This is a genomic window from Akkermansia muciniphila, from assembly GCF_030848305.1.
Taxonomy (GTDB): Bacteria; Verrucomicrobiota; Verrucomicrobiia; order Verrucomicrobiales; family Akkermansiaceae; genus Akkermansia; species Akkermansia muciniphila_A.
The window spans coordinates 2,612,073-2,638,707 of record NZ_CP114598.1 but is presented as its reverse complement, the minus strand read 5'-3'; the positions used below and the strand labels follow the sequence as shown (position 1 = coordinate 2,638,707).

28 protein-coding genes are annotated in these 26,635 nt (G+C 54.2%); 4 read left to right on the top strand and 24 right to left on the bottom strand.

Annotated features, from left to right (window positions below):
• Positions 1-52: 52 nt before the first annotated feature.
• The 4 genes from O4G22_RS11455 (at position 53) to O4G22_RS11440 (ending at position 2,648) form a co-directional block, all read left to right on the top strand.
• A complete protein-coding gene (locus O4G22_RS11455) occupies positions 53-730 on the top strand; it encodes a hypothetical protein (protein WP_249852101.1) in 678 nt (225 codons plus the stop codon).
• A gap of 25 nt (positions 731-755) precedes the next feature.
• Complete coding sequence (locus O4G22_RS11450; protein WP_306701839.1) at positions 756-1,835, top strand: hypothetical protein; 1,080 nt, start codon at positions 756-758, stop codon at positions 1,833-1,835.
• Between the two features lie 143 nt (positions 1,836-1,978).
• Entirely contained in the window at positions 1,979-2,185 is a 207-nt protein-coding gene (locus O4G22_RS11445) for a type II toxin-antitoxin system HicA family toxin (protein ID WP_249852103.1), read from the top strand.
• A 43-nt stretch (positions 2,186-2,228) separates the two neighbouring features.
• A complete protein-coding gene (locus O4G22_RS11440; protein WP_198153335.1) occupies positions 2,229-2,648 on the top strand; it encodes a helix-turn-helix domain-containing protein in 420 nt (139 codons plus the stop codon).
• A gap of 348 nt (positions 2,649-2,996) precedes the next feature.
• Here the strand turns inward: O4G22_RS11440 and O4G22_RS11435 are convergent, their stop codons facing one another.
• The 24 genes from O4G22_RS11435 to secA form a co-directional block, all read right to left on the bottom strand.
• Complete coding sequence (locus O4G22_RS11435; RefSeq protein ID WP_306701838.1) at positions 2,997-3,689, bottom strand: M15 family metallopeptidase; 693 nt, start codon at positions 3,687-3,689, stop codon at positions 2,997-2,999.
• 56 nt (positions 3,690-3,745) lie between these two features.
• Positions 3,746-4,024, bottom strand: a complete 279-nt coding sequence (locus O4G22_RS11430; RefSeq protein ID WP_102733875.1) for a hypothetical protein — start codon at positions 4,022-4,024, stop codon at positions 3,746-3,748.
• Between the two features lie 4 nt (positions 4,025-4,028).
• Positions 4,029-4,469: a hypothetical protein gene (locus tag O4G22_RS11425; protein WP_306701837.1), complete on the bottom strand. Its 441-nt coding sequence runs from the start codon at positions 4,467-4,469 to the stop codon at positions 4,029-4,031.
• A 12-nt stretch (positions 4,470-4,481) separates the two neighbouring features.
• A complete protein-coding gene (locus tag O4G22_RS11420) occupies positions 4,482-4,883 on the bottom strand; it encodes a hypothetical protein (RefSeq protein ID WP_306701836.1) in 402 nt (133 codons plus the stop codon).
• On the bottom strand, positions 4,880-6,538 hold the full coding sequence (locus O4G22_RS11415; protein ID WP_306701835.1) for a hypothetical protein: 1,659 nt from the start codon (positions 6,536-6,538) through the stop codon (positions 4,880-4,882). The genes O4G22_RS11420 and O4G22_RS11415 overlap by 4 nt, the downstream gene beginning before the upstream one ends.
• Before the next feature lie 30 nt (positions 6,539-6,568).
• Positions 6,569-8,905 (bottom strand): hypothetical protein, encoded by a 2,337-nt coding sequence (locus tag O4G22_RS11410; protein ID WP_306701834.1) that lies wholly within the window; start codon positions 8,903-8,905, stop codon positions 6,569-6,571.
• Between the two features lie 12 nt (positions 8,906-8,917).
• On the bottom strand, positions 8,918-9,367 hold the full coding sequence (locus tag O4G22_RS11405) for a hypothetical protein (protein ID WP_306713889.1): 450 nt from the start codon (positions 9,365-9,367) through the stop codon (positions 8,918-8,920).
• A 15-nt stretch (positions 9,368-9,382) separates the two neighbouring features.
• Entirely contained in the window at positions 9,383-9,799 is a 417-nt protein-coding gene (locus O4G22_RS11400) for a hypothetical protein (protein ID WP_306701833.1), read from the bottom strand.
• 3 nt (positions 9,800-9,802) lie between these two features.
• Positions 9,803-10,555 carry a hypothetical protein gene (locus tag O4G22_RS11395; protein ID WP_102758870.1) on the bottom strand — a complete coding sequence of 251 codons (753 nt, stop codon included), beginning with the start codon at positions 10,553-10,555 and terminating at the stop codon, positions 9,803-9,805.
• Entirely contained in the window at positions 10,545-10,751 is a 207-nt protein-coding gene (locus tag O4G22_RS11390; RefSeq protein WP_131072328.1) for a hypothetical protein, read from the bottom strand. Before O4G22_RS11390 ends, O4G22_RS11395 begins: the two co-directional genes overlap by 11 nt.
• A 35-nt stretch (positions 10,752-10,786) precedes the next feature.
• Positions 10,787-11,245: a hypothetical protein gene (locus O4G22_RS11385; RefSeq protein ID WP_306701832.1), complete on the bottom strand. Its 459-nt coding sequence runs from the start codon at positions 11,243-11,245 to the stop codon at positions 10,787-10,789.
• Between the two features lie 4 nt (positions 11,246-11,249).
• Positions 11,250-11,954: a hypothetical protein gene (locus O4G22_RS11380; protein ID WP_131072326.1), complete on the bottom strand. Its 705-nt coding sequence runs from the start codon at positions 11,952-11,954 to the stop codon at positions 11,250-11,252.
• Positions 11,955-12,012: 58 nt separating this feature from the next.
• The gene (locus tag O4G22_RS11375; protein ID WP_306701831.1) at positions 12,013-13,344 is read right to left on the bottom strand and encodes a hypothetical protein; all 1,332 of its coding nucleotides are present in this window, start codon (positions 13,342-13,344) and stop codon (positions 12,013-12,015) included.
• A gap of 21 nt (positions 13,345-13,365) precedes the next feature.
• A complete protein-coding gene (locus O4G22_RS11370) occupies positions 13,366-14,136 on the bottom strand; it encodes a hypothetical protein (RefSeq protein ID WP_306701830.1) in 771 nt (256 codons plus the stop codon).
• Positions 14,133-14,465, bottom strand: coding sequence for a hypothetical protein (locus O4G22_RS11365; RefSeq protein WP_131072323.1), 333 nt, complete (start codon positions 14,463-14,465; stop codon positions 14,133-14,135). The genes O4G22_RS11370 and O4G22_RS11365 overlap by 4 nt, the downstream gene beginning before the upstream one ends.
• Before the next feature lie 85 nt (positions 14,466-14,550).
• Entirely contained in the window at positions 14,551-15,555 is a 1,005-nt protein-coding gene (locus O4G22_RS11360; protein WP_306701829.1) for a hypothetical protein, read from the bottom strand.
• A gap of 39 nt (positions 15,556-15,594) precedes the next feature.
• Entirely contained in the window at positions 15,595-15,978 is a 384-nt protein-coding gene (locus O4G22_RS11355; protein WP_065529383.1) for a hypothetical protein, read from the bottom strand.
• Between the two features lie 66 nt (positions 15,979-16,044).
• A complete protein-coding gene (locus tag O4G22_RS11350) occupies positions 16,045-17,178 on the bottom strand; it encodes a head maturation protease, ClpP-related (RefSeq protein WP_306713888.1) in 1,134 nt (377 codons plus the stop codon).
• 18 nt (positions 17,179-17,196) lie between these two features.
• Entirely contained in the window at positions 17,197-18,741 is a 1,545-nt protein-coding gene (locus O4G22_RS11345) for a phage portal protein (protein ID WP_306701826.1), read from the bottom strand.
• Positions 18,742-18,775: 34 nt separating this feature from the next.
• Positions 18,776-19,054, bottom strand: coding sequence for a hypothetical protein (locus tag O4G22_RS11340; RefSeq protein ID WP_306701825.1), 279 nt, complete (start codon positions 19,052-19,054; stop codon positions 18,776-18,778).
• Positions 19,055-19,057: 3 nt separating this feature from the next.
• Positions 19,058-20,782, bottom strand: coding sequence for a terminase gpA endonuclease subunit (locus tag O4G22_RS11335; RefSeq protein WP_306701824.1), 1,725 nt, complete (start codon positions 20,780-20,782; stop codon positions 19,058-19,060).
• A complete protein-coding gene (locus O4G22_RS11330) occupies positions 20,776-21,357 on the bottom strand; it encodes a hypothetical protein (RefSeq protein ID WP_306701823.1) in 582 nt (193 codons plus the stop codon). Before O4G22_RS11330 ends, O4G22_RS11335 begins: the two co-directional genes overlap by 7 nt.
• Before the next feature lie 700 nt (positions 21,358-22,057).
• Complete coding sequence (locus O4G22_RS11325) at positions 22,058-23,158, bottom strand: GNAT family N-acetyltransferase (RefSeq protein ID WP_094135981.1); 1,101 nt, start codon at positions 23,156-23,158, stop codon at positions 22,058-22,060.
• 74 nt (positions 23,159-23,232) lie between these two features.
• Positions 23,233-26,586, bottom strand: a complete 3,354-nt coding sequence (gene secA / locus O4G22_RS11320) for a preprotein translocase subunit SecA (protein ID WP_306701822.1) — start codon at positions 26,584-26,586, stop codon at positions 23,233-23,235.
• Positions 26,587-26,635 lie beyond the last annotated feature (49 nt).

Here is a 26,635-nt window from a genome sequence, read left to right as displayed (position 1 = left end):
ATATCTTTTGTTTGTGTATATAATAAGAGAGAAAATGTATTAAAAATTCGTCATGAAATTATTATTTATAATTTTGGGTTCCTTTACCTTCCTGATTTTGTCGGTTATTTTTAAGTCCGATTTTGTTCAGAATTTTATCTTACTTTTTGCCGCTTTTATTACGTGGTGGACATATAATGACAGTAAAATAAAAAATATGTCTAAAGCAGCAACTATTCTCACCCTTCAAATAAAAAATATAGAAAAAAATATTGAGTATCTGTCTTCAGAATGTTTAATAAATAGAGTTATTCAAGAGAAAGAATTTCATTATTCTGATTTAATATATGATGAGAATCAATGGGATAAATATTCTTACCTAATGGCTGGTCTTCTTTCATCAGAGGATTTTGAAAGAATTGATGATTTCTTTAAAGTCGCGCAACGTGTTCGAGAACAGCAGATTTATATAAAACAAAGAATACGACAGGCTACTGATAGTAAAGTTTTGTTTTATTATAATACAGTATATGGTGATATTTTAAATATTTCTCCAGAAAAAATGGATCAGGAATTTTCTAATATCAGAGAAAAATTTGATAAAAGCAATGTAATGCCGTATATCCAAAAAGAATATGCTATTGGTTTAGAAAAATATTTAAAACAATATAGAAGATTGACTGATGGCAATGCGTATGCAGAACTGAAAAAGTTGAGAAGTTGGAAGATGTGGTCACATGGCGTTATGTAAAAATAATTTATTGAAAATAAATAGCATGGTTCGTTTCAAGAAATTAAAAACAGAAAAAGCATGCTATCACGCAAGCAATATGCGCACGGACTTACATTCTTTTAAGCGGGCAAGAGCGGCATCCAGGGACGAACAAGCGGTATGGCTGCGATTCATCCGCACATGCAAGAGGAATAAAACTCTACGTTATATCTTCATCATCATTTTATTGCTGTTTGTCATCTTTTATATATGGGCAGATTTTTTATCAGAAAATCTTGATGAAGTTGGAGATGCATTCAACATTCTCAATACTTTTTTTACTGCTCTTGCGTTCATAGGTCTTATTGTCACGATTCTCTTACAAAGAAAGGATTTGGCTCTGCAACGTGAAGAACTGAGATTGCAGAGGGAGGAAATGCAGAGGCAACGCGCTGAGCAAAAAAGGCAGGCGGATGAATTTGAAGCCCAAAACAGATTAATGAAAATTCAGCAGTTTGATAGTTTCTTTTTCAAACAGCTGGAATATCTGAATTATTTAAGTGATAGCATACATTTTGAAAATAAAAATGGATTGGAGGCTATATCAAAAATAGCCGATTGTATTTATTCTTGTGCGAAAATAGTAAGATGTGATAACATTGCAGATAGCTTATACTCTTTGAATGAAGAACAACAATCTGAGTATGATGCCAACTGGAAAATGTTTGAAAAAATATATAATGATCTTCTTCCTTGGGTGCATAAATTTTATTCTTTTATAAGGCGTATTCGGAATACGGATATGCTTAATGACGAAAATAAGAAATTTTACATTGAAATGATTTTTGAAAATCTTCTTGATACTCAAAAATACGTGCTCCAAGTAATGGGATGTGTCTCTTTTAAGGAAGAATATCGCGTGTTGGAAAGGCAACTTGATGATGAAGATTTTTTTGAAAAAAAATTAAATGATATTTTTGCGAATGAGAAAAATATTCTAATTTTCCAAGACACATTGGAATGTGGAGATTCTTTTATAGATCATATGAAGTACCTTGTAAGAGTACCGGGCAAACTCCCGGAAGTGCTGGAACGCAATCAGCTTGACAAATCCGGAAGAAAGGGCACAGTAAAAGCGTATTGATTGCCGAACATCACATGTTCACCTTCTAAACAATCGGCCCCGGCTGCTGGAACAGCCGGGGTTTTTTTACGATGAATATAAAAAATGTTCACAAAGTACACTTTTTGCTTGCTAAAAAGAACACAATGTGGTAATATCCGCGCATGCCACGTAAGAGAAGAGAGTTAAGGCAAGACCTTCTGAAAGCGGGTTTCAAAGAATTCCCCGGTAAAGGCTCCCACCGGGTGTTCAAGCTGGGTTCCCTGTCATGGGTCCTTAGCGGACAACTGGGGGACGATGCCGACCACTACCAGGAAAAAGCCGTGAAACGCATGACAGAGCAAGCCAAAAAACAAAGGAAGGGTGAATAACCCTTCCTCCACTCTCATCCCTGACAAAAAATTAGTAAGATATATGATGAAAACAAAAGCACACTACACGAGAATCATTTACTGGTCCGACGAGGACGGGAAATATCTGGGGAAACTCCCGGAGCTTACCCCTTATCCCTGCGTAAGCGGTCAAACCGTGGAAGAAGTCAATGCCGAACTGGATCAGGCGGAAGAAGCTTTACTGGACGCTCTGGGGGATGATCTTCCCGCCAGGGGGATCCGGGTGGTTGTTCCGGGATCCCGGCGGAATTGGATTGCAAAAAACAAGGTTGCCAAACTGCGGCAATCCCTGGACATGGGCCAGAAAGAATTTGCCGCACTCCTGGGAACCTCCATATCCACCCTGAAAAAATGGGAAAGCGGGGAACGTACCCCATCAGGAGCGGCTGCTAAACTTCTGGAGATTCTGGAACGGAATCCGGAAGCCGTCTTAACCAGATAACGCCGCTGATCACGCATGACAAACGCTTGCTTGACAAATCCGCAGGAAAGGGCATAGTAAAGGCGTATTAGGTCAATGTAGTCAATCATTGATTCCTTTCTAAAACATCGGCCCCGGCTGTTCCAGCAGCCGGGGCCTTTTTGTCAGCTGAACAGAACTATAAGAAGCTCAATCAGCCGTTGTATTAGGTCGCTGTATTTGATCAAGTCATGATTTAATCCTTTCTATTAACGGCGGGGTTCATTCCCTGCCGCTCCGGATCAACCGGCGAGGCCAATATACAGAAAAACGGAACTTTCCGCAAGATGTTTTTATATATAATTTTTTGACGCTCAAAAGATTATTATTTCACAGCCGGGCAAACTGAAGGTGCATCCAGTCATAATCCCGTTCGCGGCCCAGGGAAACGGCTCCATGGGCTTCCCAAATCTGCCACCACTCTTCACACTCCGGACGGGAAAGCCCGGCATGGGGGGCTTTGCAGGAATAACTGTTCCGTTCCGGGTCAAAGTCCAGGGCAATCCCCCAGGCGTGCATGCTCTTGCTTTTGCCGCCCGCCGTGCTGCGGTCATTGTAGGATCCGCCATACTGGTCCAGGCGGAGCGCGCGGATCCGGTCCAGGCCATATGCGGCCAGGACTTCCGCCAGGGCCGCCTGAACGTCCTGGGCAATCGCCTGATGCACGCGGATCGTTTTCACGGGCCTTCCCTCATAATATAAAGGATAAGGGGGGACAAGGGAAACAAGGTTGCTTTCATCTCCTGCACGGCCAAAAATGGAAAGCCCGGCACGGACGGTTGCCTGGTCAGGCCAGGACCGGGGCAGGGCAATATCCAGGGCGGCGGCAATGCCGCGGGCCGTGGCAGGGCCGGGGATGCCGTCAGGCGTCACGTTCACGGCGGCCTGGACCGCGGACCATATTTCATGACAGCGCAATTTCAGAGCTACAGCGGCCAGCGTTTTAGGCCCCGGCATCCCATCCGCCTTCAGCCCCAGGGCGCGCTGAACGGGTTTGAATTCCTGATATTCTTTGATAATCATATAATTATTTAATTGTTAAAAGGTTGGAACTTGTAAGAAAAACTTTACAGTTGAAACTAGTCCCTGTTGTCCAGGAATTCTTCATGCGCCTTGCGGACGAACTCACAGCCGGAACATTTATTTTCCGCATCAATGCGTTTTTTGCGTTCTTCGTCATAAAGCCGCTCATAACGTTCCGCCCGTTTCATTTCCCGCCACAGAAAAATTCCCATGACCGCGGCCACGCTCGCCCCGTTTTGAATGTACTCCAAAAACGGGTTGCCTGACGTGACGGACGCAATCACGGACAGGGCATTAGCCCCCAGCAGGCCCGCGTTGACAACAGATCCGGTCATGGCTTCACTTTTTCAGGGATTGAACGACGGGCGGAACGTCCGTTTCCGGCTGGGCCTGACTGTAGGAGATATGCCCCGGTTCGAGCACCAGACAGGAGCTGCCCTTACAGACCACCGTCTTTTCTGGCGTTACGTCAACGGAATGACCGCAGCCCTGGAACAGGGAAAAACCAAGAGCACCAACAGCGGCGTAGGCCAAGCCCAGCAGAACCTTTTTCCACCAAGTGGACGTGCCAGATGCCTTGCCCAGGTAGTCCCGGACATCACAAAGTGCGTGCCTGCCGATAATGGGCAGGGCTTGCTGCGCCAATCGCACAAACGCTTCCCGCTGTGAATCGGTTAAATCTTCCCAGGACTTCCAGCCGCTGCCGTTATCCTCGGAAACTACCCTATAAAAATCCTTGGCGATAGCCTCGGCATGATTGCATTGATTATTAGTAGTCATATGATTATGTTGTTATTGATTAGTAGTGAAAAACTTGAAAAACTCCACAGCGGCGGGTGAAGCAGTCGTAAATTCGGGATAGTCACGGGACGTGAACATTCTGCGCCCTCCCTGGGCATTGACGGCCTCAACAGTCAGTTCCACCGCTTCCCCCTCCCTCATGGGATTCTCCATTTCCGGAGCGTAAAATTTCGTCAGTCTGGCCCACACCTGCACCGCCTGCCAGTCCTCACCCATGCCCACCAGAGCGGCAACGACGGCCTGCATTGCCGGGGCCTGTTCCGCGGGTATCTCGTCCGCTGTATAGCGGGCCGGAGGTCTATAACCGCCCGCGGCATGGTAAATGGGCGTCAAGATGAATTCCTGCCAGTTGCCCGGCTTGGGGAACTGAATCTGTATTTCTGCGTTATTCATTCTATCGGAATGTTAATATCTTCAAAATCAGCCGTTTCTTCGGATTCAATGGCATTGACAGCCAGAGCTTCCAGAGCGTAATAAACCGGGTTCTCATTCCCCGGCTGGTAGTTGGTGCGCTCCGCCGCCCCAACAAACACGTTGACAGATCCACCGGAAATTCCCGGTATATCTGTCACAATGGAGGAAAACCCCGTGCCCGTTTCAAAGGTGGTCACGCCGCGCACCGCGGCAATCTTCCAAAGTTGCTGACTGCTTCCCCCGCCTGTCAGCAAATACAATGAGCCATAGGCGTCCCCATAATCCACGGCATTGTACGATCGGGGGGCATATTGCTGATAAATAACCTTGTTGACAATATAAGGGATAGGTTCGTTATTGGTTGAGGGAATAAAGCTGGTTGTAGTCTTTACCTTCCAGATCCGCGCGGTCTCGGCTGCGTAGATTTCCCGAACGCGGACGACATACCCGCCGCGCGCCGTATCGCGCGCATTGTCAAACGTAATATCCAGAATTTCGCCGGTATTATAGGCCAGATCATTTCCGGGGATGATGCTGTAAGAATCCAGCGTTAAATCTTTCCGCACCAGCTTTGTCCCCCGCCCAATGCTCACGGTCAATTTCCCTGCATTCGTTATTTGCCATGGGACGGCAAAACCCGCAAAACTGGAATAATTCCATTGTCCCTTGGGCCCTGCAAAATAATGCACAATCGTGCTGTGCGTCCCGGCACGCACGTTCGTCTGTGCATACTGTCCGGGGATGAGAACGGTAGTTGCCGCCGTCCCCGTCGCCGTCACCGCGCCCGTGTCCAGATAAGCCGGCAGGGTAAAGAGGCCCGTCACGCCGGCCAGTCCAGCGGCGTACAGGCGATTAACTCCCCCCGTGGCTGTTGGCGCTCCCACGGCAAGCGGAATATTGATGCCGCCGTTGGCGTTAAGTGTGCTTGCAACAGTTGCGGGGCCAATACAGTTCAGGCTTGCCCCTTGTGCAATGTTAAGCATGCCCGATTCGTACATTATTGTTCCGCGCCACCATCCCCCGTCCCGAACATCAAGGGACTGCCAAAATCTCGTGATGCCGTAAATCTGATTACAAGTCCCCGCGCTAACGGTGCCATCCGGTATCCCAGCGATCAATGGCCCGTTGATGGCAGCCGATTCAGCGGTCAGGGCCCCTCCAATGTCCACATCGCCAACGTTGGATTCCAGGGTTCCCGGTTCTCCTTTGTCCCCTGGCCGCCCTTGGGGGCCACGGGGGCCTTGTCCCAAAATAATTTCCACCCGGCCTGTTTCCGCGCCGGGCAGGGTGGCCGTTACGTACCATTCTGCACGCTGTTGCGGATCCGCCGGCGTGACACGTTGGGCAATATCTATTTCCCCCTTCAGGAGCGGCATTTCCGCACCTCCTGGGAAGGTCAGGAACACGTCATAAAAAGCCCATCCGGCGGAAAGTCCGGGAAAATTGATGGCAACAATATTTTCGGGATTGACGGCGCTGCAATCCAGCAGCCGGACACAGCCGCCGGACATAGCAACGGCGGCGCGGACCGTGCAGCCGGCCAGATCCACTTCCTCCGGCGGATCAAGCGTCAAAACCAGCTCCCCCGGAACATGTGCCGTGGCGGAAAAATTGAATGTAGCGGGTTCTTGCATATAACTATATCCCCTCCGTCTCTTTTGCCCTTATTCGGCCAGGACGATCTGGCCGGGCTTCCAGGTTTCAAGAATCCTTTGTATTTCCTTCAACGTAAATGTTTGCTTTTCCGTTGCCGACAGGAGCGAGGATGACAGGCCCAGGCTCTTTCCGCCGTTGCCTACCTCAACGCCGCTTTGTTTGATAATGTCATTCAGGCCGGGGCCGTCTCCCAGGGATTTCTGCCTGGTCTGGATCCGTTCAAGCGCTACGTCGCGCCGGGCCATTTCAGCGGCGTCCTTTTCATCCATGCCGGCGTCCTGGTAGCTTTTCGTTTTTTCCCGCAGGGCTATTTCATCCCGGATCTTTTGCGCCCGTTGATCAAGCCCAGCTATTTCCGCGGCCATTAACTCCTGATTCCGGCGCGCCCCGGATTCCATTTTTTCATAATCTTTTCTGGCGTCAGACAGTTCTGCATATTTTTTCCTCAAATCGTCCAGGGCCTTAATTTGATTCATCACGGCATCCGTAGGTTCCTGCCGGGACAATTCGGCAATGCGGGACGTGATGCCGGCCATGCCGGGCTCGGAACCCATGCCGCGGGCTTCCCGGTCCAGCCATTCCCCGCGTTCCCGGAGGCTCTTTTTCTTATAGGTACGGTCAGATTCGCTTTTCAGCCAGGAGGCTTCCAGTTCCCGGAGTTTCTTCCGGTTCTGCTCCGCTTCCCTTTCCGCCTTTTCCCGTTCCTTGGCAAGTTCTGCCAGGCGTTTTTCCGCGGCGGCCTGTTCCCGGATCCGGGCCAGGGCTTCTTCACGGGACGATTGATAAAGGGTGTAAAGATCCGTCAGGCTCCCCACCACGGCGGCCTGATCCTTCCATTCCTCCGATTCTTCGCCGGCGGTCTTGGCGACATATTCCAGTTCTTCTTCCGCACGGCGCAAATTGTTCAAGATCCTGTTCCCCACGGCGTCCACATCCGTTTCCGTGTTGGCATTTTTCATGCCTTCTTCATACGCTCTCCATTCATTATCAAGAAATTGTCCTTTTCTCACGCGATCGCCCGCACGGGTGCGGGCTTCCTGGTCATGCTCCCCGCCGGCTGGGGCTGCCGGCGCTCCGGAAAGCTGCCGGTAAATGTAAGAGATCCCTTCACCAATCGCCACCACGGCCAAACCTACCCCCGTTGAAATAATGGCGCCCTTGATGGCGACCATGGCAGCGCGGACAGATGCCGCGATTCCCGCCGCTGCGGCGCGGACCACGCCCGCCGCCGTGGCGGCGCCCGTCCGGATGGCATTCCACAATCCCGCCCAGCTGCCTTTGGCGAGCAATACCCAGGAGGACATGGACGTCAGGCTGCCCTTTGTCTGCGCCATGGCGGCCACCATTTGAGACCGGGACGTGAGAAACGCCGCTCCAATCCCAAGAACAGCTGTAGAGACATGATCCGCATTGTCCGCAATGAGGGCCAGGGCGGGCCCTACCGCCTCGCCTAACGCCATGGCGGCATCAGCGGCCCGGAACAGGAGATCCCCCGCTTTTTGCCCCCATTCCGCGGCGCCATCCCCCCATTCCGCCAGCCGGGCGTCCACTTGCTCCAAAAGGGCGCTTAACGGCCCCAGCAAGCCGGCTCCAAAATTTTCCTGCAGGTTGCCCCAGGCGTTTTCCGCCCGTTTCAGCAACCCTTCCCAGCTTTCCCCCACTTCCTTTTCCGCGTCTTTCAGGGGGCCGTCTTCCTTGGCAAGTTCCCGGATGGCGGCGGCCACGTCGTCAAATCCAATCCCGGCTTTCAGTTTCTCCTGAAGGGCATAGCCGGACAGGCCGGACGTTTTTTCCATGGCTCCCATCAGATCCACCTGGGCGGCGTTGAATGCCTCCATGATTTCAGAATTAAAACCTTTCAGCCCCCCGGAACCCTTGACCATGGCGGCCACCAGGGCATTCATTTTGCTTTGGTCCCCCTGGGCGATCGTGGCAAGTTGACGGACCAGATCAGGCGCGAAACTTTCGGAAATGCCGCCGCGGATTAACTGGGCGGCGTTTTTGAACATTTCCGTGGGGGTATATTGGGAGGTCAGGGCCCATTCGTTGATGGTTTCAAGGATGCGCTTTGCTTCATCCGCGCTTCCCGTCAGGCCCGTCAATTCCCGTTCCACGCGTTGGATGGCCGCAGACGGCGCGACAAAATCAAAAGCCTTTTGAACAGCTCCGTCAATAGCGGCAAAGGCCGTGGAAACCATGTCTTTCACGCCGGAAAACGCAAGGCCAAGCTGCGCTGTTTTAGCCGTGGTGGAATTCACCAGGGAATCCACGGATTTCTGAATTTCCGTCAATGCCTGCTTGAATTCAGCGGCATCCGCTCCCAGCGTCACAGTTACGTCAGACATTGCTTCAAACGGTTAAAATCCCATGAATCGCTCTACCCGGTCCAGGGTGGAACGGGAACAGTTTTTGGAAAACAGGGCATGGCGGGCGCCGGATTGCACAAGCACCATGACTTCCCGCTTTTTCACTTCATCCACCAGCCTCCGCTTGTTATGAAAGCCCGTGATGATATAGGCCAGAGGATCAAGGTTGTTCGGATCGTTCAGCCAGTTCCAATCTTCCCAGCGCGAAAGCACTTCTCCCATGGTGTATTTCCCATCCCGGTTGCGTTTCCCAAACCACCAGGTGACAGCCCCGCCGGGCCCGGCGATCCCTTCGCCAATCACGCGGGAAAAGCCCGGCGTGTTGTTCAGGAGGGGGAACCCCAATGTGATCAGGCACGCGGCAAGTTCCGTGTTGCGCGTGCTGTCAAAATCTTCCGGCGTCAGGATGGCGCCGCCGTCTTCGTTTTTTTTATCCGGCATAATATTGATAATTTGTTAAAATTGAATGAATAATTCGTAACTGCACTTATAAACCATGAACGTTTCCGATGTGCCGGCAAGCGCGGGGGATGATGACGCCCCCAGGACTGCCCAGGCGGCGGGCGCGTCCTGGCCGTTCCGGCGTCCGGCAAGCGCGGCCATGACTTCCGCGCAGGCGCGGGAAAAGGCAGTTACGTCCAGCGCCAGGGCGGCGGGCTCCGCTTCCGCGTACCGTTGCCGGTACATGATTTCACCGGAAATTTGGTAGGTGAAATTTCCGGAAATGATTTCATCCGCGCCAGTTACATTCACCAGAAGGGCCTTGTCCCCTTCCTTCTCGCCGTCCGTTGGTTCCCAGACAGGCACGCCGGCGAATTCCGGGCGTTCCTGAAGCGCCTCCGCAATAATTTGTGCAACAATTTCGGTATTCATGGTTTATTTGCCGTAGATGTCTTCGTCCCAGCCGTCCGGACCGGAAAGCATGTAGGAATCCGTCACTTGCCATTCCTTCCCGGATCCTTCCACGGACGTCCCCATACACAGCCAGTTGAATTTTCCGGACGGGGATTCAAACGGGCCCGGCGGCGCGGCAATCGTGCATGCTTTCTGATAATTGATCGTTCCGGGATCCGTTACTTTGTAACGGGCTTGCAGCACAATTTGCGGGCTGTAAAAGCTCGTGACGCCCTTTTTTATCTTTTCAATCAATTTACTGTTATCATCCCCAAGAATGCTTCTGATGGTTTTTTGCTGCAATGGCTGCCCGTCTTTGGTTACGTCCACCAAAGACCCCATGCAGCCCCCGTTCACCAGCCTTTTCAGGGCGTCCAGCGTTTCCCCGGAATAGCTTTCCGCAAGGGTGTGCGTTAAAATGGGCTGCGGCACGCAAGTCACGGAAAGGGAATACTGCGGGCTTTCACGGGTGCTTCCCGGCATTTCAAATTCTTCCTCTTCTTTCCCGTCCATGGCCTGGCGGCGCACCCGGCATTCCGCAAAATCCCCGGCTTTCCGGGTAACGGTGGCTGTGATATTCCACAAATCCCCGCCGGCGGCTGATTGGCGGTCCGCATAGGCGCACATTTCAGCCCAGGTTCCTTCCCAGGTTTCTTCCGTATAGCCCCCGGAGACAGGCTCCCCTTTCCCTTTATTGACTACGCAATAACTGCGCTGTACTTGTTCAATCGCCATAAGTAGCTAAAAATGAATTGTCCTGTTCGATGATTTCAGCAATCCGGAAACGCATGGCACGTTGTTTTGCCCGGTCCGCATAGGCCCAGCGGGTAGCATTGCCTTCCTGGACCAGCCACGCATGGACGTATTGGAGCAGGATTTTCAACGGCATGTGCTTGATATAGTATTCCGTCCAGCCGGTCGCGCGGGCCATGATCATAATCAATCCCGCCCACCCGTCCGGCTCCGCTAGTTTTTTGAGGGCGCTCCGTCCGGATCCTTGATCCCCTCCGCCTGGGCAGACATGATCGCGTTCATTTCGCGCGTCATGCCCGCCACAATTTCCCCCAGCGCGCCAAAACCCACTTTTCCGGAAAAGGCCAGGACGGCCCGGCGGATGGCTGCCGCATCGTCAAAACCGCCGCCGGCCACCAGCCGCACCACGTCTTCTTCCGGCGCCGCGTGGATCCAGACAAATTCCGCCAGGGCGTACATGCTCATTTTTTCCGGAGGATTTTCCGCAGGCTCCGCGCCGTCTTCCAACAATGGACCTTCCCGGCGGCGGTTCAGTTGCGTCAGGCAGGAGTTATTCAGGAGTTCCAGCATAGCCATGCTTGACAGGCTGACAGGCCGGACTTTCAGACCGTTCACTTCCGCCTGGGGCAGATCGCCGGAAACAATGGATGTGGTATTGGTTATTTCACGCATATAACTATATCCCCTCTTTCTCTTTCAGCTTCCCTTCCAGCACGGCTTCCATGATCCGCGCGCACGCTTCCCGGATCGTCCCTCCGTCACGCTCCACAATAGGATGATAAAACGCCATTTGCCCGCAATGAACCGCGCACACGCCGCCGCGCGCCAGGCGGGCGATTTCCGCCAGATCGCGCGGATCACACGTCCGAACGCCAATCAGACGCCGCCCGCCCCGGAATTCCAGCACGTCCACCCCGGCTGATCCGTACAGGTATAACAGAATTTTTGAAATGGTCTGGTCTTCCGGATATTCCTGACGGGCATTTTCCGGCCATTCCCGCCGGGACAGCAATTCCAGCGCGGCTTTGATGGCCGGACGCGTGATCCAGTAGCAGCAGCCGGCCCAGGCAAGCGGCACACGGCATTGCATCCCTCCCGCCACCTTTCCGCGGTCTTTCAGGCTGCGCGTGATTTCCGCCGGATCCATCAGCAACGTATCAGCGTCAATCTTGATGACCGGATCATCCCCTGGGATGTCCAGCATGCACCCCAGCATGCCGCGCACGCATTCCAGGCCGTTCAGGTTCCCCCCGCGGGCAAAATAGGTGATTTTGTAAAATATATCATTTCCTGTGGGGACTTGTGCCGGGAATAAAGGCTTCGCCGCGTCATCAAATAAATAAAATTGGGCGGCCTGGTCTATTCTCCGTATTTGTTCCATGCATATTTTCAAGCATTGGTGATCGTCTCGATATAAAAATATTGCGTAGTTCATTTATTTAATTTATCGGTGAATAAATTTTGGAGGTCACAATCCATTCCCCCTGCTGGATATAGATTTTTCCGTTTTCGTCCCGGTGCAGGCGTATTGCATGGTCGCTGTCGCATACAAGAGCGGTCCAGGAATCGCTTATAAGACTATCAGAGCCATCCGGCTCCGTTTCCGCGTACAGCTCCACAGCCAATTTATTATTCCGGATAAACAAGCCTGCCTTCACGCCGTTGACAGCATCAGACCAACTTGATTCATAATCCAGCACCACATATTTTCCATTTTTCCGCAAAGGGGTGCGAAAACTCAATTCTTCCGCGTCGCCCCCAGGAGTAACTATAAGAGAAAGAGCCCCTGCCGCCGTGGATAATCCTACCTTAGCGCCTCCACCTAAATCATGAACGCTGGTATCTACCGTTAAATCAAGTTCCCCGGCCAAACCCTCCGGAGAAACTGACAAAGACAGTGGCCATTTTCCATTTTCCCCCGGCGTTTTGGAATCTACCGCCGTTGAATCAATCCTGATCTGTAAAATCTGCGTATCAATGTCATTCCCGTTCTGATCCTTGTCCTTTTTCCATTCCAGGCCATCCCCAGGTTCCACTTTTTGGGCGGACAAAGACAGTTTTCCTTCTTCATCCTTAATGTTGACCGAACCGTCAGAAGAACATAACAATTTAAGCTTATAAGGATCTCCATCAGCGTTCCCGCCGTCTTCCTTTTCTTCGTAAATCAGCGAACAGTCCGCGCTGGAAGGTTCTTTCGCGTCTTCAATCAAGGCGCTGATCTTCCATGTTTTTATTTTATTTCCGTTTGCGCCGTCTTCTTCGTCTTCCTCCGCCTGAATTCCTTTCCCGGCTTTAATGACAATTTCGTCCGGGCGGATAATATAAACAGGCCCCCCGGCGTGCTGCCAAACCAGTTCATCCCCTATGTTAGCCAACGAAAATTCCAGGGAGGTTCCACTTCCTTCCGTGGCGGTTCCTTCCTGAACCACGCCGGAAGAAAATTCCCCGGCATCATCCAGCGTGACAACAAGCTTGATCCCCCCGGTGTAGGTATCGCCCGCAATCAGGGTCCATTCTTTTTCCCCTACAACATATTCTTTTCCTTTAACAATTACGCGCCCCTGGTGGCAACACCAGCCCCAGGCCCCCGCGTCGTCCTTCCGGTACAGGACCGCAAAATCCATTTCCGGCAGGGGCAGGGCGTCAAAATGCTGCGGAACCATCATTTCCCCTGCGGTGCTGACGTTTTCTGACAGGTGGCGGATGCTGTCACCAAGAGCATTGAATTTTCCTGCGCTTAAAGGATCGCCTGCTTTGAAAATAGGTATCATGATTTCATGATATGTTTCCGGTTATCCCCTCATGGTGCGCTGCGCCTTTTTCAGCAGCCATGATTTCACTTTTTCATCCCGCTTCCGTATTTTGGCTTTCACTACTTCATCAAGTAATTGATTGATAATAAAGTTCATATTTGGGTGGTAGGCCGTGGAATTGGTAATGATTATTTCCCACTTTCCACGGCGGTTCACCAGCCGGGCCCGCCCGCCGCCGGTTCCGTGGCGTTTCACCCAGGCGGGGATGCCGGTTTTCCGTCCGCTCAATACCGCTCCGGCCATCCATCCGGCGGCCATGCGCCCCACGCGGGCCAGGCGCCGCTTATATTCCGCGGTCAGGGCCTGTTTTGTCGTCCAGGCCCGCGGGCCGTGCCAGTCCAGCTTCATTCCCTTCCGCCCGCGTTTCATCCCAAATCGTTTCAAGTGCGTGCGCGGATCCACAATCAGCACGGGATCTTTAGGGCGCGCGAGCATGAACGGGGAAAGATGGTGCGCTCCGTCGTCATAAGTCATCAGTTGGCCGCGGGAACGGTAATAGCGGGGCTTGGCAAATTCAGAGCCCATAATATCCCAGCGGATCCGCGTTTCCTGGCGGTTTTTCGCTTCCGCTCCCTGGACGCGGGCGCCATTTCTTCCCCCGCCTGAAGGCGGCGTCCAGTCAATAGCCGCTTTGGTGAAAATCCGGCCATAGTCCAGGGCGGCTTCATGGGCCGCTTCCTGGGCGCCGGCTTCCAGTTCCCGGCAAAGCCGGGTGAAGCCGGCCATGTTGAATTCCGAACGGACTTTCATGATGCAAGATCCATGTGGATCATAGGATCCGTGTTGCCGCTCGTTACCGTGGTAATATAATATATGACCGGCTGATCCCCCAGCGGGGCGGAAACGGTGAGGCGGTCCCCGGCCCGCGGAAGCTTGGGAAGGTCATGGGCTCTCAACATGCAATGTGCCGTAACCTGTTTTTCCGCGCCTCCAATTTCCACGGTGTACCCCACGGCGGCGGGGGAAACAACGGCGTAACAATCCGCATACACGTTCCCTTTGCGCAACAGCCGTACACGTTCCCCCAATTCCCGGATCATGTCATTCCCGCCGGCGGTTAATAACTCACGTACACTCATTGATGATAATTTCGGAAAAAGGGCCGCCGCCCGGACGTTTGCACGGTTCCGACGGCGGCCCATAGTTCAACAAATACCGGACAGGTTATGCCGCGGGGTCTTCTTCTCCGGCGTCTTTTTCGGACGCGGTTCCGGATGCCGCGGCGGCGGTACTCAACAACCGCAGATTTTCCGGCAGGGCCACAACGGTTCCCACGGCGGCTTCTACGGAGTGCATAACCCCTTCCATCCCAGGCACAACCCATTGTTTCAGGTAAAGCTTGATGCCTCCGACGCTGCCCAGTTCGGAAACGAAAATGGCGCCGTTTTCGGTGGGAATCAAGGGCTGGCGGCTGATGATGCCGATGGCATTTTCATATCCCATATATCCAATGGTTTTTTTATCGTCAGACAGGGCTTCCAGGCCGGTAGCCTTGTAAATGCCGCCAATCCCGTACACGCCGGTTTCCAATTTCAGGCTGTCCGCGTTATAAGGCGTCAGCTTGGCGTGGTAGGTGGGATTCACCGTCAGGGCGGACACTTCCGGGATGATCAGTCCGGAAAGCACGGTTGCCACGTATTCCGGCGTGAAGCTTTCCAGCGTCACGCCGGAAATTACTTCCGGCGCGGCGGTCTTGATCTGCGTGTGCAAGTCCTTCAGGACGGCCTTGGCTACGGTTTCAATAGCCTTGTTCAGCTTCCCTTCCAGGCGGCTTCCGGCGGCCATGTCATAGGACGTGACCAGGAACGGGCGGCTGTAGCGGTTGCACTCAATGCTGACGGCATCCGTTTTGACGGCGGAAACGTTCCAATCTTCCGGGTTCTTGAGGGCTTCCCCTACTTCCCTGGCAATTTCAATGGTTAGCGTGACGGCCCGCCCTGGCCCAAAAGTCACAATTTCGTCCGTGTAGTCCGTTGTATAACGGTCCAGCGGGGCAAAAACCTCGCTTACCGCGGCAAGGCTTTTGCTTGCAACAGTTTTCCAGCCCAGGCCGGCAATGCTGTTCGTGTTTTCCGTCATGTGCATGCTGGGCTTCTGATCGGTCAAATTCGTGACCGGGAACAGATCCTTCATATTAAACGGCTTGTTTCCTTTATTGGCGATAGTCATATGTTTTTTGTTTTCTAATAGTTGAATGTTAATATGTTGTTATTCTTCGGAAGAAGCGCTTCCGAACGCATAAACGGTTCCACTTACGTCCAGTTTCACGGGGCCCGTGTTGGTCATGCTGCGCTTGACAGTCTCGATGAATACCGTTGTGGCTTTTGGCGTGTTGTTCCAAATGGGCGGAATGGTATTGTTCAAAAGAAGGGTGCTTCCCATGGTCAGCGTATAATCCCCTCCCAGGGGGAGGGCGCCGGACATGCTGAAGCCTAATTTTTCGTCAATGATGTAAACACCAATGACTTTTCCCATATGATCCTTCTGTTCGTATTTCTCCATGGACCCGTCAAAATTCATGCTTTCGACAAGGATCCCGGATTCGCTGTTTTTGATCCCGAATTCCGGCGTTGTACCGTAAAGAGTTGGCATCGTATGATTTCTTTCTTGGTTGATTCACCGGTCTGACGGGCCGGGACGTAGGAATCTCAATCGCGCTCAAAGCCATTTTTTCACGGCCTCCGGATGGGCGGATGTGACGGCAAGGCGGTCATCCACGGACAGGGCCATGAATTCTTCCCGGCTGGCGGGCAGGGCTACCGTTTGCGCCGGGGCGGTCATTTCGGTTTCCGTGGCTGACGGTAGATCAGAAGCGGGAATATTCAGGGCCGCCAATCTGGCCGTAACCTGTTTTTCCACCAGTTGTTCCGTGATTGACGCCTGTTGATCCTGGGCGGCTTTCAGCTTCGCCACTTGGGCCTTCAGGCCCTTGTTCATGGCGGCTAGGCGGCTGTTCTGCGTTTTCAGCGCTTTCAAGGGATCCTTCTTCTTCCCGGATCCCGTAAGGCCAAAAATACGCATGCAGATGGCCCCCGCGGCGTTTTTCAGGTTCAGGCGGCTTCCGGTCATGCCTGCCGCCGGGGCGGTTTCCTCGTCTTCGTCTTCCCCTTCTTCCCCTGTAGGGCTTTCGTCGTTTTCTTCGTCATTGTTGCCGGTTTCCGCGGTGGATGTGGATTCGTCGTCTTCGTCTCCGGCGTTTTCTTCTTCATCCTCACCGTTTCCGGCGCTTTCGTCGTCATGGATGACTTCATCCACAAAGCCGTAAGCTATGGCTTCCGCTGCGCTGTAATAGACGCTTGCCTTGTGGTCATTGCTGACCTGTTCCCAGGATTTCCCGCATTTTTCGCCGTAAATGCCGAACATTTTTTCCCGTTCCTTGATCAGCATGGCCGCATAATTCATGATTTCATCCGGGTTCCCCCAAACGCCCGCATAGGGCTGATGCACCATGAATTTAGCGCTTTCGCTCATGGCTACCGTATCGGCGGCCATGCACAACAGGCTTGCCGCGCTGGCGGCCAGGCCATGGACTTCTGCTCGGACAGGCATCTTGCATGACCGGATGGCATCATACATGCTCAACGCGGAAAAAACGTCCCCGCCGGGCGAGTTGACGCGCAAGGTGATGCTGGACGCGCCCTGATTGGCGGCGGCTTTCAGCTTATCGGCAAATTCAAGGCATTGGGCGTCATCCCACCCAATAACCCCGGTAACGTCCACTACCGCCACGGCGCCGGAGGTTCCGGCTTGCATGGTCAGCATGGGCAACTGGTATGTTTTTTTTCTATTCATGATATAATACAGGTTTCCCTATATATTTTCCCCGCCGTCTCTTTTGCTCTTTTCCCCGTTGCCGGCATTTTCCGGTTCATCGTCTTCCGGAGGCGGGCCTGGGTGAACGTCATGGGCCGCATGTGTGGAGCCGATGGCGCCAGGCAAAAGTTCCGTGATGGGGATGCCGGAGGATTCGGCAATTTCATGAGCCCGGCGCAACAAATCCGCCCGGCGGTCCAAAATGCTTTCCGCGGTCATGCCCTCCGTGGCGAGCGTCCAGCGGTCCGCGTCCGCCAGTCCTTCCCGGATCAGATTGATTGCCAGGCCCCCTTCACGGCCTAAATCAATCGTCAAATCACGCTGACCCACCCAGGACACGTTTTCCCAGGCGGGATCTTTACAGCGGGGGAGGCGCCCCGCCTCCATTTCCAGCGCTACTATATGCCGGTAAATCCGGTTCATGTACACTTCCCGCGCGTCTTTCCGTTCGTCGATCCAGCGCCGCAATTTTGACAGGATCAGCCGGGCCGCCGCGCTTCCTAACGTGTTGATGTCATAGAGGACTTCTGCGTCCAGTCCCACGCCGTAGGCGATTTCCGCAAGCAAATCGCGGATGAAGGCGGCTACGTTGGGGGATGGCCGCTGGTCATAAATGGCTTTCAGATCCCGCCCTGGGGCAAGGCTGACTACACGGGCCCCGCCGCCGGTGACGACTTCAAAGGATTGCGCCGGATTTTCCGGCTTTTCGTCACAGCCCGGGTTCTTTTTGCCCCCAATGGCGGCGGCCATTCCGGGGGCCTTGTCTGCCTCCGTTTTCGTTTCGACAAATCCCACGGCGGCGGACAGTTTCACGCTTGCTTTTGTAAAGCCATGTATTTCCGCAATATCCACCCCGTGCCGGATGGCGTGGATTAGATCTGATTCCCCGCGTGGAACCGCCGGATCCGGATCCCGCTGGTACAGGATGGCACAGCCGGCGGGGATGACGATACAGCGGCCCGGCGCCGTTTCCAGTCCATAAGCAACCGGGCGCCCCTGTGCGTTTGTTTTCACTCCCTGGTTCCAGCCGTCTTCTTTACCCAGTCCCGGCGGGGTGATTATCTTCGGCGCGCTGTACCAGGCCACCATTCCCCCGCCGTCCAGGCCGCGGGCCAGAACGCACAGGCAATCGCCGTCAATGCTGGTTTTCCTTTCGGCCCATGCCTGCATGGTTTTCCAGGATAATTTTCCCGTAACGTCAAAAGCGGCGGGGCTGGCCACCCGCGCCAGAAAGGCCGCGCGGGCTTTCCGGTTCCAGTCCCGATCTTGCGTCGTAGGAATAGGCATCAGGCAGCCCTGCAATAGCCAAATGTCCCGGACTGCTTTCCGGATTACTCCTGAATTTTTGTACAGGTAACGGGCGGCCCGCATGACGGCGGCCCGGTCATAATCATCCATTTCCGCGGCGTCATCCAGCGTGGGCCAGTACAACATGCCGTTAGCCCAGGGCAGGGCGCCCTGGATGCCTCCGAACATTTGAGGGGGTAGGGTGCGGGGCTGGTTCAGGGCCTCCGGCATGGAGCCCAAATCTGCCTTGTTCATGCGTAACTTGTATTTTCTCTTGCGTCGTTTCATGTCAATAATCTGTATTCTTAAATCCCACAATAGTAACGCTTTGTCCCGGATTCGGAGATTGCCCCGTCTTCGCCTTGATCGCCATGTTCAGGGCGGCCAGTAGGCTTTCCGCGTCCATGCGTTGTTGCCGGCTGTAGCTACTGCCGCCGCCCCCGCTGGCGGATGTGATCATGTCAAGTTCAAGTAGCTTGTCCGCTACTTCCTTTCTTTTGGCCTTGAGTTCCTGGAGGCTGTAAGTCTCCGCCAGGGCATCTAAACTTTCTTGAGAAAATCCGCTCATACCTTATTCCCCGCCGTCTCTTTCTCTCTCTTCTTCCGGTTCGGGATCCGGGACGGATGATTTCAGGACCCACCAGGAAAACATGCAGAGCTTCACGCAGTCGCCATAGTGGTCTCCGGCAATTTTCTTCCATTGGCTGGGGCTGCCGGGTTTCTCTTCTAGTACTTGCCCGCTCAATCCCCTGATCAGATCCAGATCCGCGTTCCCCGGAAGGTGCAGCCCAGGGCCGCGTCCGTGTGCAATGCGTTCGGCGTATAGTTCGATTTTTGCGGCCCGGTCCTGATAGGTGTACAGTTCAAGGCCCGGATGCGTTTTCAAATCCGTGCGATTCCAGACGCCAAAACCCGCGGCGGATCCTTTTGTTGGATAAAGCTGGCCGGGCATCAGGGCGCATTCCGTATAGGTCGCTTCCGCGCTCCAGCCGGAATCTACTAATCCCAGCGCCGGCTGAAAGATCTGATCCCCGGCCTGATACTGCAATCCGGGGAAATGGGCGGCAACGCCTTTCCGGCCTCCCTCCGTCCGGAAACTTAGGATGGTTCCCCAGTCGATAACCCATAATTCCCCGCCGGCTGACACGGCGCAAACAACCCAATGCGTTTGTAGTTCCCCCGGATCATAGCCGGCCACCAGGTACAGCGGTTCCACGGGGGGCATTTCTCCCCGACGGTACGCGGTAGTTTTCAGGGCTTCCACAGCCTGATCTTTCACTTTAACCTGATATTTTGAGTAAGGCAGGGCTTCCCAGGAATTCCGGAAGTTCTGCAATTCCATTTGCGCCAGAAGGGCGCGGGAACTTTCTACGAATTTACGGGCAAACTGACCAAAGGAGACGAAAGGGGAATAAAGCGAATTCAAATGATACCCGCGCCGGGACGGATGCGCGGCTTCATTGGTGGCCCTCCATTCGCCCGCCTGCATCATGTCTATTTTTTGTGCGTCATAAATGGGCCGTGAACAATCCGGGCAGACATAGCGGGCGCTGGCTTCAATCTCTTCTAGGCTGTCTCCGTCCCAAACCAGCGTTGTCCGGCTGAATTCAAACCGGATCCACATCCCGCAATGGGGACAGGGCATGAAGTATTCCCGGCAATCCGTCAGGCTGTAGCCCTGCCAGTAGGGTTCATCTTCAACGTTCGGTGTACTGCTATGGATGATCAACCGCCGGGGAAAGGCTTTTGTACGTTCTTCGATCAGGGCGGACGGATGCGCTTCCTTTTTGTTGATATGTTCAAATTTCGCTTCTTCGTCCTGGATAACGTAAGCAATGGGCCGGGATGACAGACGGGCCGGGCTGGTCACGCCGGTCATGTAGATCGGCATATTGTCCAGCGTCATTTCCAGCGGGGCAAAAGATGCGGGATTCCGGAGGATATGCCGGGACAGGCAGGGATTTGCTTTCAGAAACGGCTGAAGGCGGTTGCGGGAAAAGGGCGCGGCCAGATTATCGGATGGGAGGGCCCATAGCAAGGGCATGGGATCGTGTTCCAATAAATAGGCAAGGGCCAGGAGATCCAGCGTTGTTTTTCCGGTTTGGGCTGCCCAAACCAGATACAAGTGTTCAATTCGGGTATTACGTAGGCATTCCAGCGGTTCCCGCATGTAAGGCTGACGATCCAGGGACACGGGGCCCGGCGCATTGGGGGAGGTTTCCCGCGGCAGCCTCAATTCCCGTTCTACCCATTCCACTACACTTCCCCGTGGCTGAAATAGGAGATCTTCTAGCATGGCAACAGGCTTGTGATATATTCATCCATTTTTCGGATTCCCGTGTTCCATTCCGGCATGGCGGTTTCAAAGGCTTGATAAAATTCATGCCGGTTTTCCGGAGACAGGCGGCCCGCAATGTTCACTTCCAGCTTTTCAATGACGGATCCAAGAGGTTTCAAGTGTGTGCGGATTGCCATGACCCGTTCCACCGGGATCCATAATCCCGCCGCACGCAATAGCGCTTCCCGGTGCTTGGTGGCATCTTCCCATTGTTTCCGGGATTCCCTGGTGGCGCGGGCTAGGGACGGAATAATATCCTGCTTGCCGGGATCTTTCAGGGCCGCGTTCAGCAATCCGTTCATTCCTTGCCATGCGGCCCAGGCTTCCGTGCAAATCAGTTCTGCTTTTTCCAGATCCGTTCTTTCCTGGGCGTCTTCCCGTTTTGCCGGGCTGACCACCTGTTTCCCTTCACAGAATTCTTGCCACATGGGCGTGTTCTTTTCCCGCTGTTTCCGGGCCCAGCGCTCCGTTTTGCCGTGAGCTTTCGCCAGAGCCCGCACTTTCAAACTGTCTTCCGTTGGTCGTCTTGGCATGCTATTTTTCCTTTTCCTTATTCCCCGCTTTCTCTTTCTGTCTGTTCCGTTTTCCGCTGGATTTTTATATTACAACATGCTAATAATAACGGCGTTGCGTTCCGTAAAAACTCCGTTCCACTTTCAGAAAAATACCCCCGCCAGTCATCCAAGCACCGATCGGAACGGCCCCAGGCAAAGAGATTCCTTACCCCCCTTCCGGGGTTGGATCAGGCCATCATGGGAATGTAAGAGGACTAAATAAGGCTTCTCGTGCGCGCTTGTGCGCGCGTATAGCGTAGTAGCATACACATTGCCAACATTGCCACAAACAAAGCATATTTATAAACTATGCACTATAATGCACTAATAAAATACAAAACGCATAACTAATTGATAATGAGTAGAAGGAAAAAGACCTCATAAGCCTTTGGTCGGGTGTTCAAATCACCTCCCTGCTACCATTTTCAAAACCCCTTAAATCATTGGATTTAAGGGGTTTGCTATTTGGTGAGATGTGCAGGATTCCCATCCTGGCCGCTGGTTCTGGAATATCAAGAGTTGTTGCAATTCTGTAATGAATGCGAGTTAGGGATATTTTCTAAAATTTCTTTCCCGTCTTGCAGTTGAATCATAAAAAAGAGCATGGGCTTGTCACCGCCTACTTTCCTTCCAGAGAAAACAGGTTCAAAAAAGGCGCGCGCGGCATGCGGCCGGTTTCTTATTTCAATCTGAGGCCAAAAACCCCGGATTTGCGACCGCTGAGTTCCAGGGTGCGCAGACGTTCCGGAGGCAGGCTATCGCGGGAAAATTCCGCGTAATGCATGCGGTCCCGGAAGTAATGGACGGCGCTTTGGGAGAGGGCGAAGATGAAGTCCATGCCCATTTCCTCCGCTTTCCTTTTGGCGAATTCACATAATGCGCGGCCGTAGCCGCGGCCTTCATGGCGGTGCTTGATATACAGGCAGCCCAGTTCCGCGCTGTGGTGTTCCGGGTAGGGATAAACGGCAACGCAGCCCACGATGCTGTCGTCCAGGGTCAGCACGTAGTAACTGTCCATCCTGGCGGCGATGTCTTCGTAATTCCGGTTGACCAGTTTGGAATCCACCACGGAACGGGCGATCATGGAGAGGAGCTCCGGAATGTCTTCTTCCTTCAGCGGGCGTATTTCCCGGTAGGAGTCCGTGTGGACCATAGTGCCTACGCCTTCTTCAGAGAAGAGTTCCTCCACCAGCACGCCGCGCATTTTTCCGTCCAGCAGATGCACGCGGGGGATTCCCGCCCGGCAGGCTTCCGCCGCCTGGTCAAGCAGTTCGCGGTGGGTTACGTTTCCTGCCAGCCCCGCTACTTCCGATTCCAGAATGGCGGCAATGGGGCGGCCATCCAGAGACGGAACCTTGTGGTCATTGAGCAGGGCAATGTATTTGGAGGCCCCCAGGCTGAAGGCCATATGGACGGATTCCGGGTCAAAAGAGCCGGAACGGCCGGAAGCCACCACGGGAATCTGGTGGCGCCCCAGGATTTCCCGGACTCTTTCCCGGACAAGCTGGCCGCCTTTCAACGGCGCTTCCACCAGGGCGGAACGCATTTCACAGACGCGCGTGTGTTCGTACAGCGCGGAGGCGTCCGCCCCTTCCACAATCAGGACGGGCCTGACGCCTATTTCCTGCAGTACGTCCAGATCCAGCAAAGCGTCCACCAATTCCCTGGAATCCACCAGGGGGCGTTCCACATGCACGGCAAAGATTTTATCCCTGAAGTACGGAACATACTCCAGCACGGAACGGACATTGGCGGATTTGTTGGGCGGGAGCGTAGCCAAGGCGGACCGGAAGTTTGGGGCCGGGGGAACGGGAATATCCGCTTCCCCCGGTCTGTAAATGATGCGTGGCGTTTTTAGAATGTGCGGGTATCCGCAGAATCCCGGTTGTCCATGGTTTCCGCGAAGTCCTGGGAGTCCAGAGTAACGGCAGTTTCTTCCCCGTCTCCGGAGGAGGGCGTTGCCGCCGGCGCCTGGGAGGCTTCCTCCCTGCGGAGGACGACGCTGACCTTGCGCTTGGGCATGACCAGTTTGGGTTCCGCCACGGCGGGTTTGTAACCTTCCCCAATGGTAGTGGCGTCGGAAATGACGGCCGGGGCCTGTTCCGGTTCCGCCTGCTGGGCGGCTTGTTGTTCACGTACCCGGGAGACTTGTTCCCTCAGGGCTGAGAGCAGGTCCGAAGGCATGCCGTCAAAACCGATTTCAGGCAGGCTGGTTCCGCCTTCCTGGTTTTCGTCGGAAGATTCGAACTGGGGCAGGCTGGCCAGGAAGTCCTCAAAGGCGTCCAGGTTGGTGGTGCTCTTGAAGAGGTTGCTGATGGCTTCTCCCTTGATGCTTTCCATCAGGGTGATGAAGAGATCGTAGGCTTCCGATTTGTATTCCACCAGGGGGTCTTTCTGCCCCTGGGCGCGGAGGCGCACGCCTTCCCGCAGGGAGTCCATGTTGTACAGGTGTTCCTGCCACATTTTGTCAATGGCCCCCAGGATGATCTGGCGTTCCATGTGGTCCAGGTATTCCGGGCGTTCGCGGGAGGCCTTGTCTTCGTAAGTAGCCTTGACCTTGTCAGTGAGGAAGGCGATGGTGTCGTCTATGGGCCGTTCTTCCAGTTTGGCAGCCTCTGCCGTGAGTCCCAGCGGGAAGGATGCGTTCATCCAGGCGAGCAATTCGTCCGGGTGGGTGACGCCTTCCGCATCCGGGTCCAGGAATTCATGGGCGCGCGTAGCGATTACTTCTTCCAGAATATCGTAAATCATTTCACGCGGGTTTTCCGTGGAGAGCACTTCATTCCGGTATCCGTAAACGATTTCGCGCTGCTTGTTCATCACGTCGTCATAGTCCAGCACGTGCTTGCGCCACATGTAGTTGCGCTGTTCCACCCGTTTCTGGGCGGATTCCACGGATTTGTTCAGGAAACTGTGTTCCAAGGCTTCGCCGTCGGCTACGCCCAGGCGTTCCATCATCTTGGTCATGCGTTCCGCCGCGCCGAAGTTGCGCATCAGGTCGTCTTCAAAGGAGATGAAGAACTGTGAGGCGCCGGGGTCCCCCTGGCGGGAGCAGCGGCCGCGCAGCTGGCGGTCAATGCGGCGGGATTCATGGCGTTCCGTACCCAGAACGAAGAGGCCGCCGAGGTCGGCTACGCCTTCGCCCAGCTTGATGTCCGTGCCGCGGCCCGCCATGTTGGTGGAGACGGTGACGGCTCCGCGCTTGCCGGCCTGCGCCACGATTTCCGCTTCGCGCTGGTGGTTTTTGGCGTTCAGCACTTCATGGGGGATTTTGGCCCTCTTGAGCATGCGGGAGAGCGTTTCGGAGGCGTCCACGCTGGCCGTGCCAATCAGGATGGGCTGGCCTTTGTCGTGAAGTTCCTGGATTTTATTGACCACCGCATTGAATTTTTCACGGCGGGATTTGAAGATGAGGTCATTCTGGTCCTTGCGGATGCAGGGGCGGTTGGTCGGGATGGGAAGAACGTCCAGCTTGTAAATATCATGGAATTCCGCGGCTTCCGTTTCCGCCGTGCCGGTCATGCCCGCCAGTTTTTTGTACAGGCGGAAGTAGTTCTGGATGGTGATGGTCGCGTACGTCTGGTTTTCACGTTCCACTTCCACGCCTTCCTTGGCTTCCACCGCCTGGTGCAGACCGTCGCTCCAGCGGCGTCCCGGCATTTCGCGGCCCGTATTCTGGTCGATGATGATGACCTTGCCTTCCTTGACGACGTATTCCACGTCTTTTTCGTAAATGCAGTAGGCCTTCAGCAGCTGGGAGGTGGTGTGCAGGCGCGCTCCCGTTTCGTCAAGCTGTTTGGTCAGTTCATTTTTGCGGCGCAGTTTGTCTTTTTCCGTCAGGCGCGGGTCTTCGTCCATTTCCGCGAAGGCGGTTCCCAGATCCGGCAGCACGAAATCTTCCGGATGGCCGGGGGAGATGACTTCCCTGCCTTTTTCCATCAGGTCGGCGTCGTGGGTTTTTTCATCCACGGTGAAGAACATTTCCTCCTTCAGCTTGTAGAGTTCCTTCTTGCGGGTATCCTGGTAAAGGGTCAGTTCATATTTTTCCACGATGCGGCGCAGCTCGGGGTCCTGCATGGCGCGCAGGAAGGCGCGGTGGCGGGGCTGGCCCATTTTTACTTTGAACAGGCAGCGGCCCACTTCTTCCGTGCGGCCTTCCTCCTGGGCTTTCAGGGCCTGCGCCATCAGTTCGTTGCAAAGGTCCGTCTGGGCCTTCACCACGCGCTCAATGGCGGGGCGCAGGGTATCATACTGCTGTTCCCGGGTGACGACCGCGGGGCCGGAAATGATGAGGGGGGTGCGGGCCTCGTCAATAAGGATGGAGTCCACTTCGTCCACAATGGAGAAGTAGTGCCCGCGCTGCACCTGTTCGGACTTGGAGGTTGCCATGCCGTTGTCACGCAGGTAGTCGAAGCCGAATTCGGCGTTGGTGCCGTAAGTGATGTCGCAGGCGTATTGCTCCCGGCGGAGCTGGGAGGGCATCATGCTCTGGATGCAGCCGACAGTCAGCCCCAGGAACTGGAAGAGCATGCCCATCCATTCGGAGTCGCGGCGCGCCAGGTAATCGTTCACGGTCACCACATGCACGCCCATGCCGGTCAGGGCGTTCAGGTAAACGGGGAGGGTGGCGACAAGCGTTTTCCCTTCTCCCGTGGCCATTTCCGCAATGTAGCCGCGGTGCAGGGCAATGCCGCCCAGTAGCTGCACGTCAAAGTGGACCATGTCCCAAACCTGTTTTTGTCCGCAGATATCGCGTTCTTCCCCGCAGAGCAGGCGGGCGCCGTGTTTGACGGCGGCAAAGGCCTCCGGCAGTATCTGGTTCAGATAACGTTCGCGCAGCTTGTCAAACTGGGGCGTGATGTTGTTCCAGGCGGCTTTCCCTTCTTCAATGGAGGCGGGGGTGGCTTCCACCGTGGGGAGGGAAGCGAATTCTTCTTTCAGGGATTCAAAACGGGCGTTCAGTTTGGCGGCTATTTCCTCCAGCTCTTCCCTGGGCGCGGCTTCCACAATGCGCACGGGGGGCAGATCCATGGGGAGGAAGCGATGGAGGTACCCCTGCCATTCCTTCGTTTTCTCAAGCAGGAATTCCTGTCCCTTGCCGTTCCATGATTCTTCAATGGAAACGATTTGTTCCACAATGGGGCGCAGACGGCGCACTTCACGCTGGTTTTTAGTGCCGACAATCTTGGTTAGAATCCACTTAATCATCTTTGTCTTGTTGAAAATTGACGAGGTAGAGTCGCTTTCAGCGGTCTAA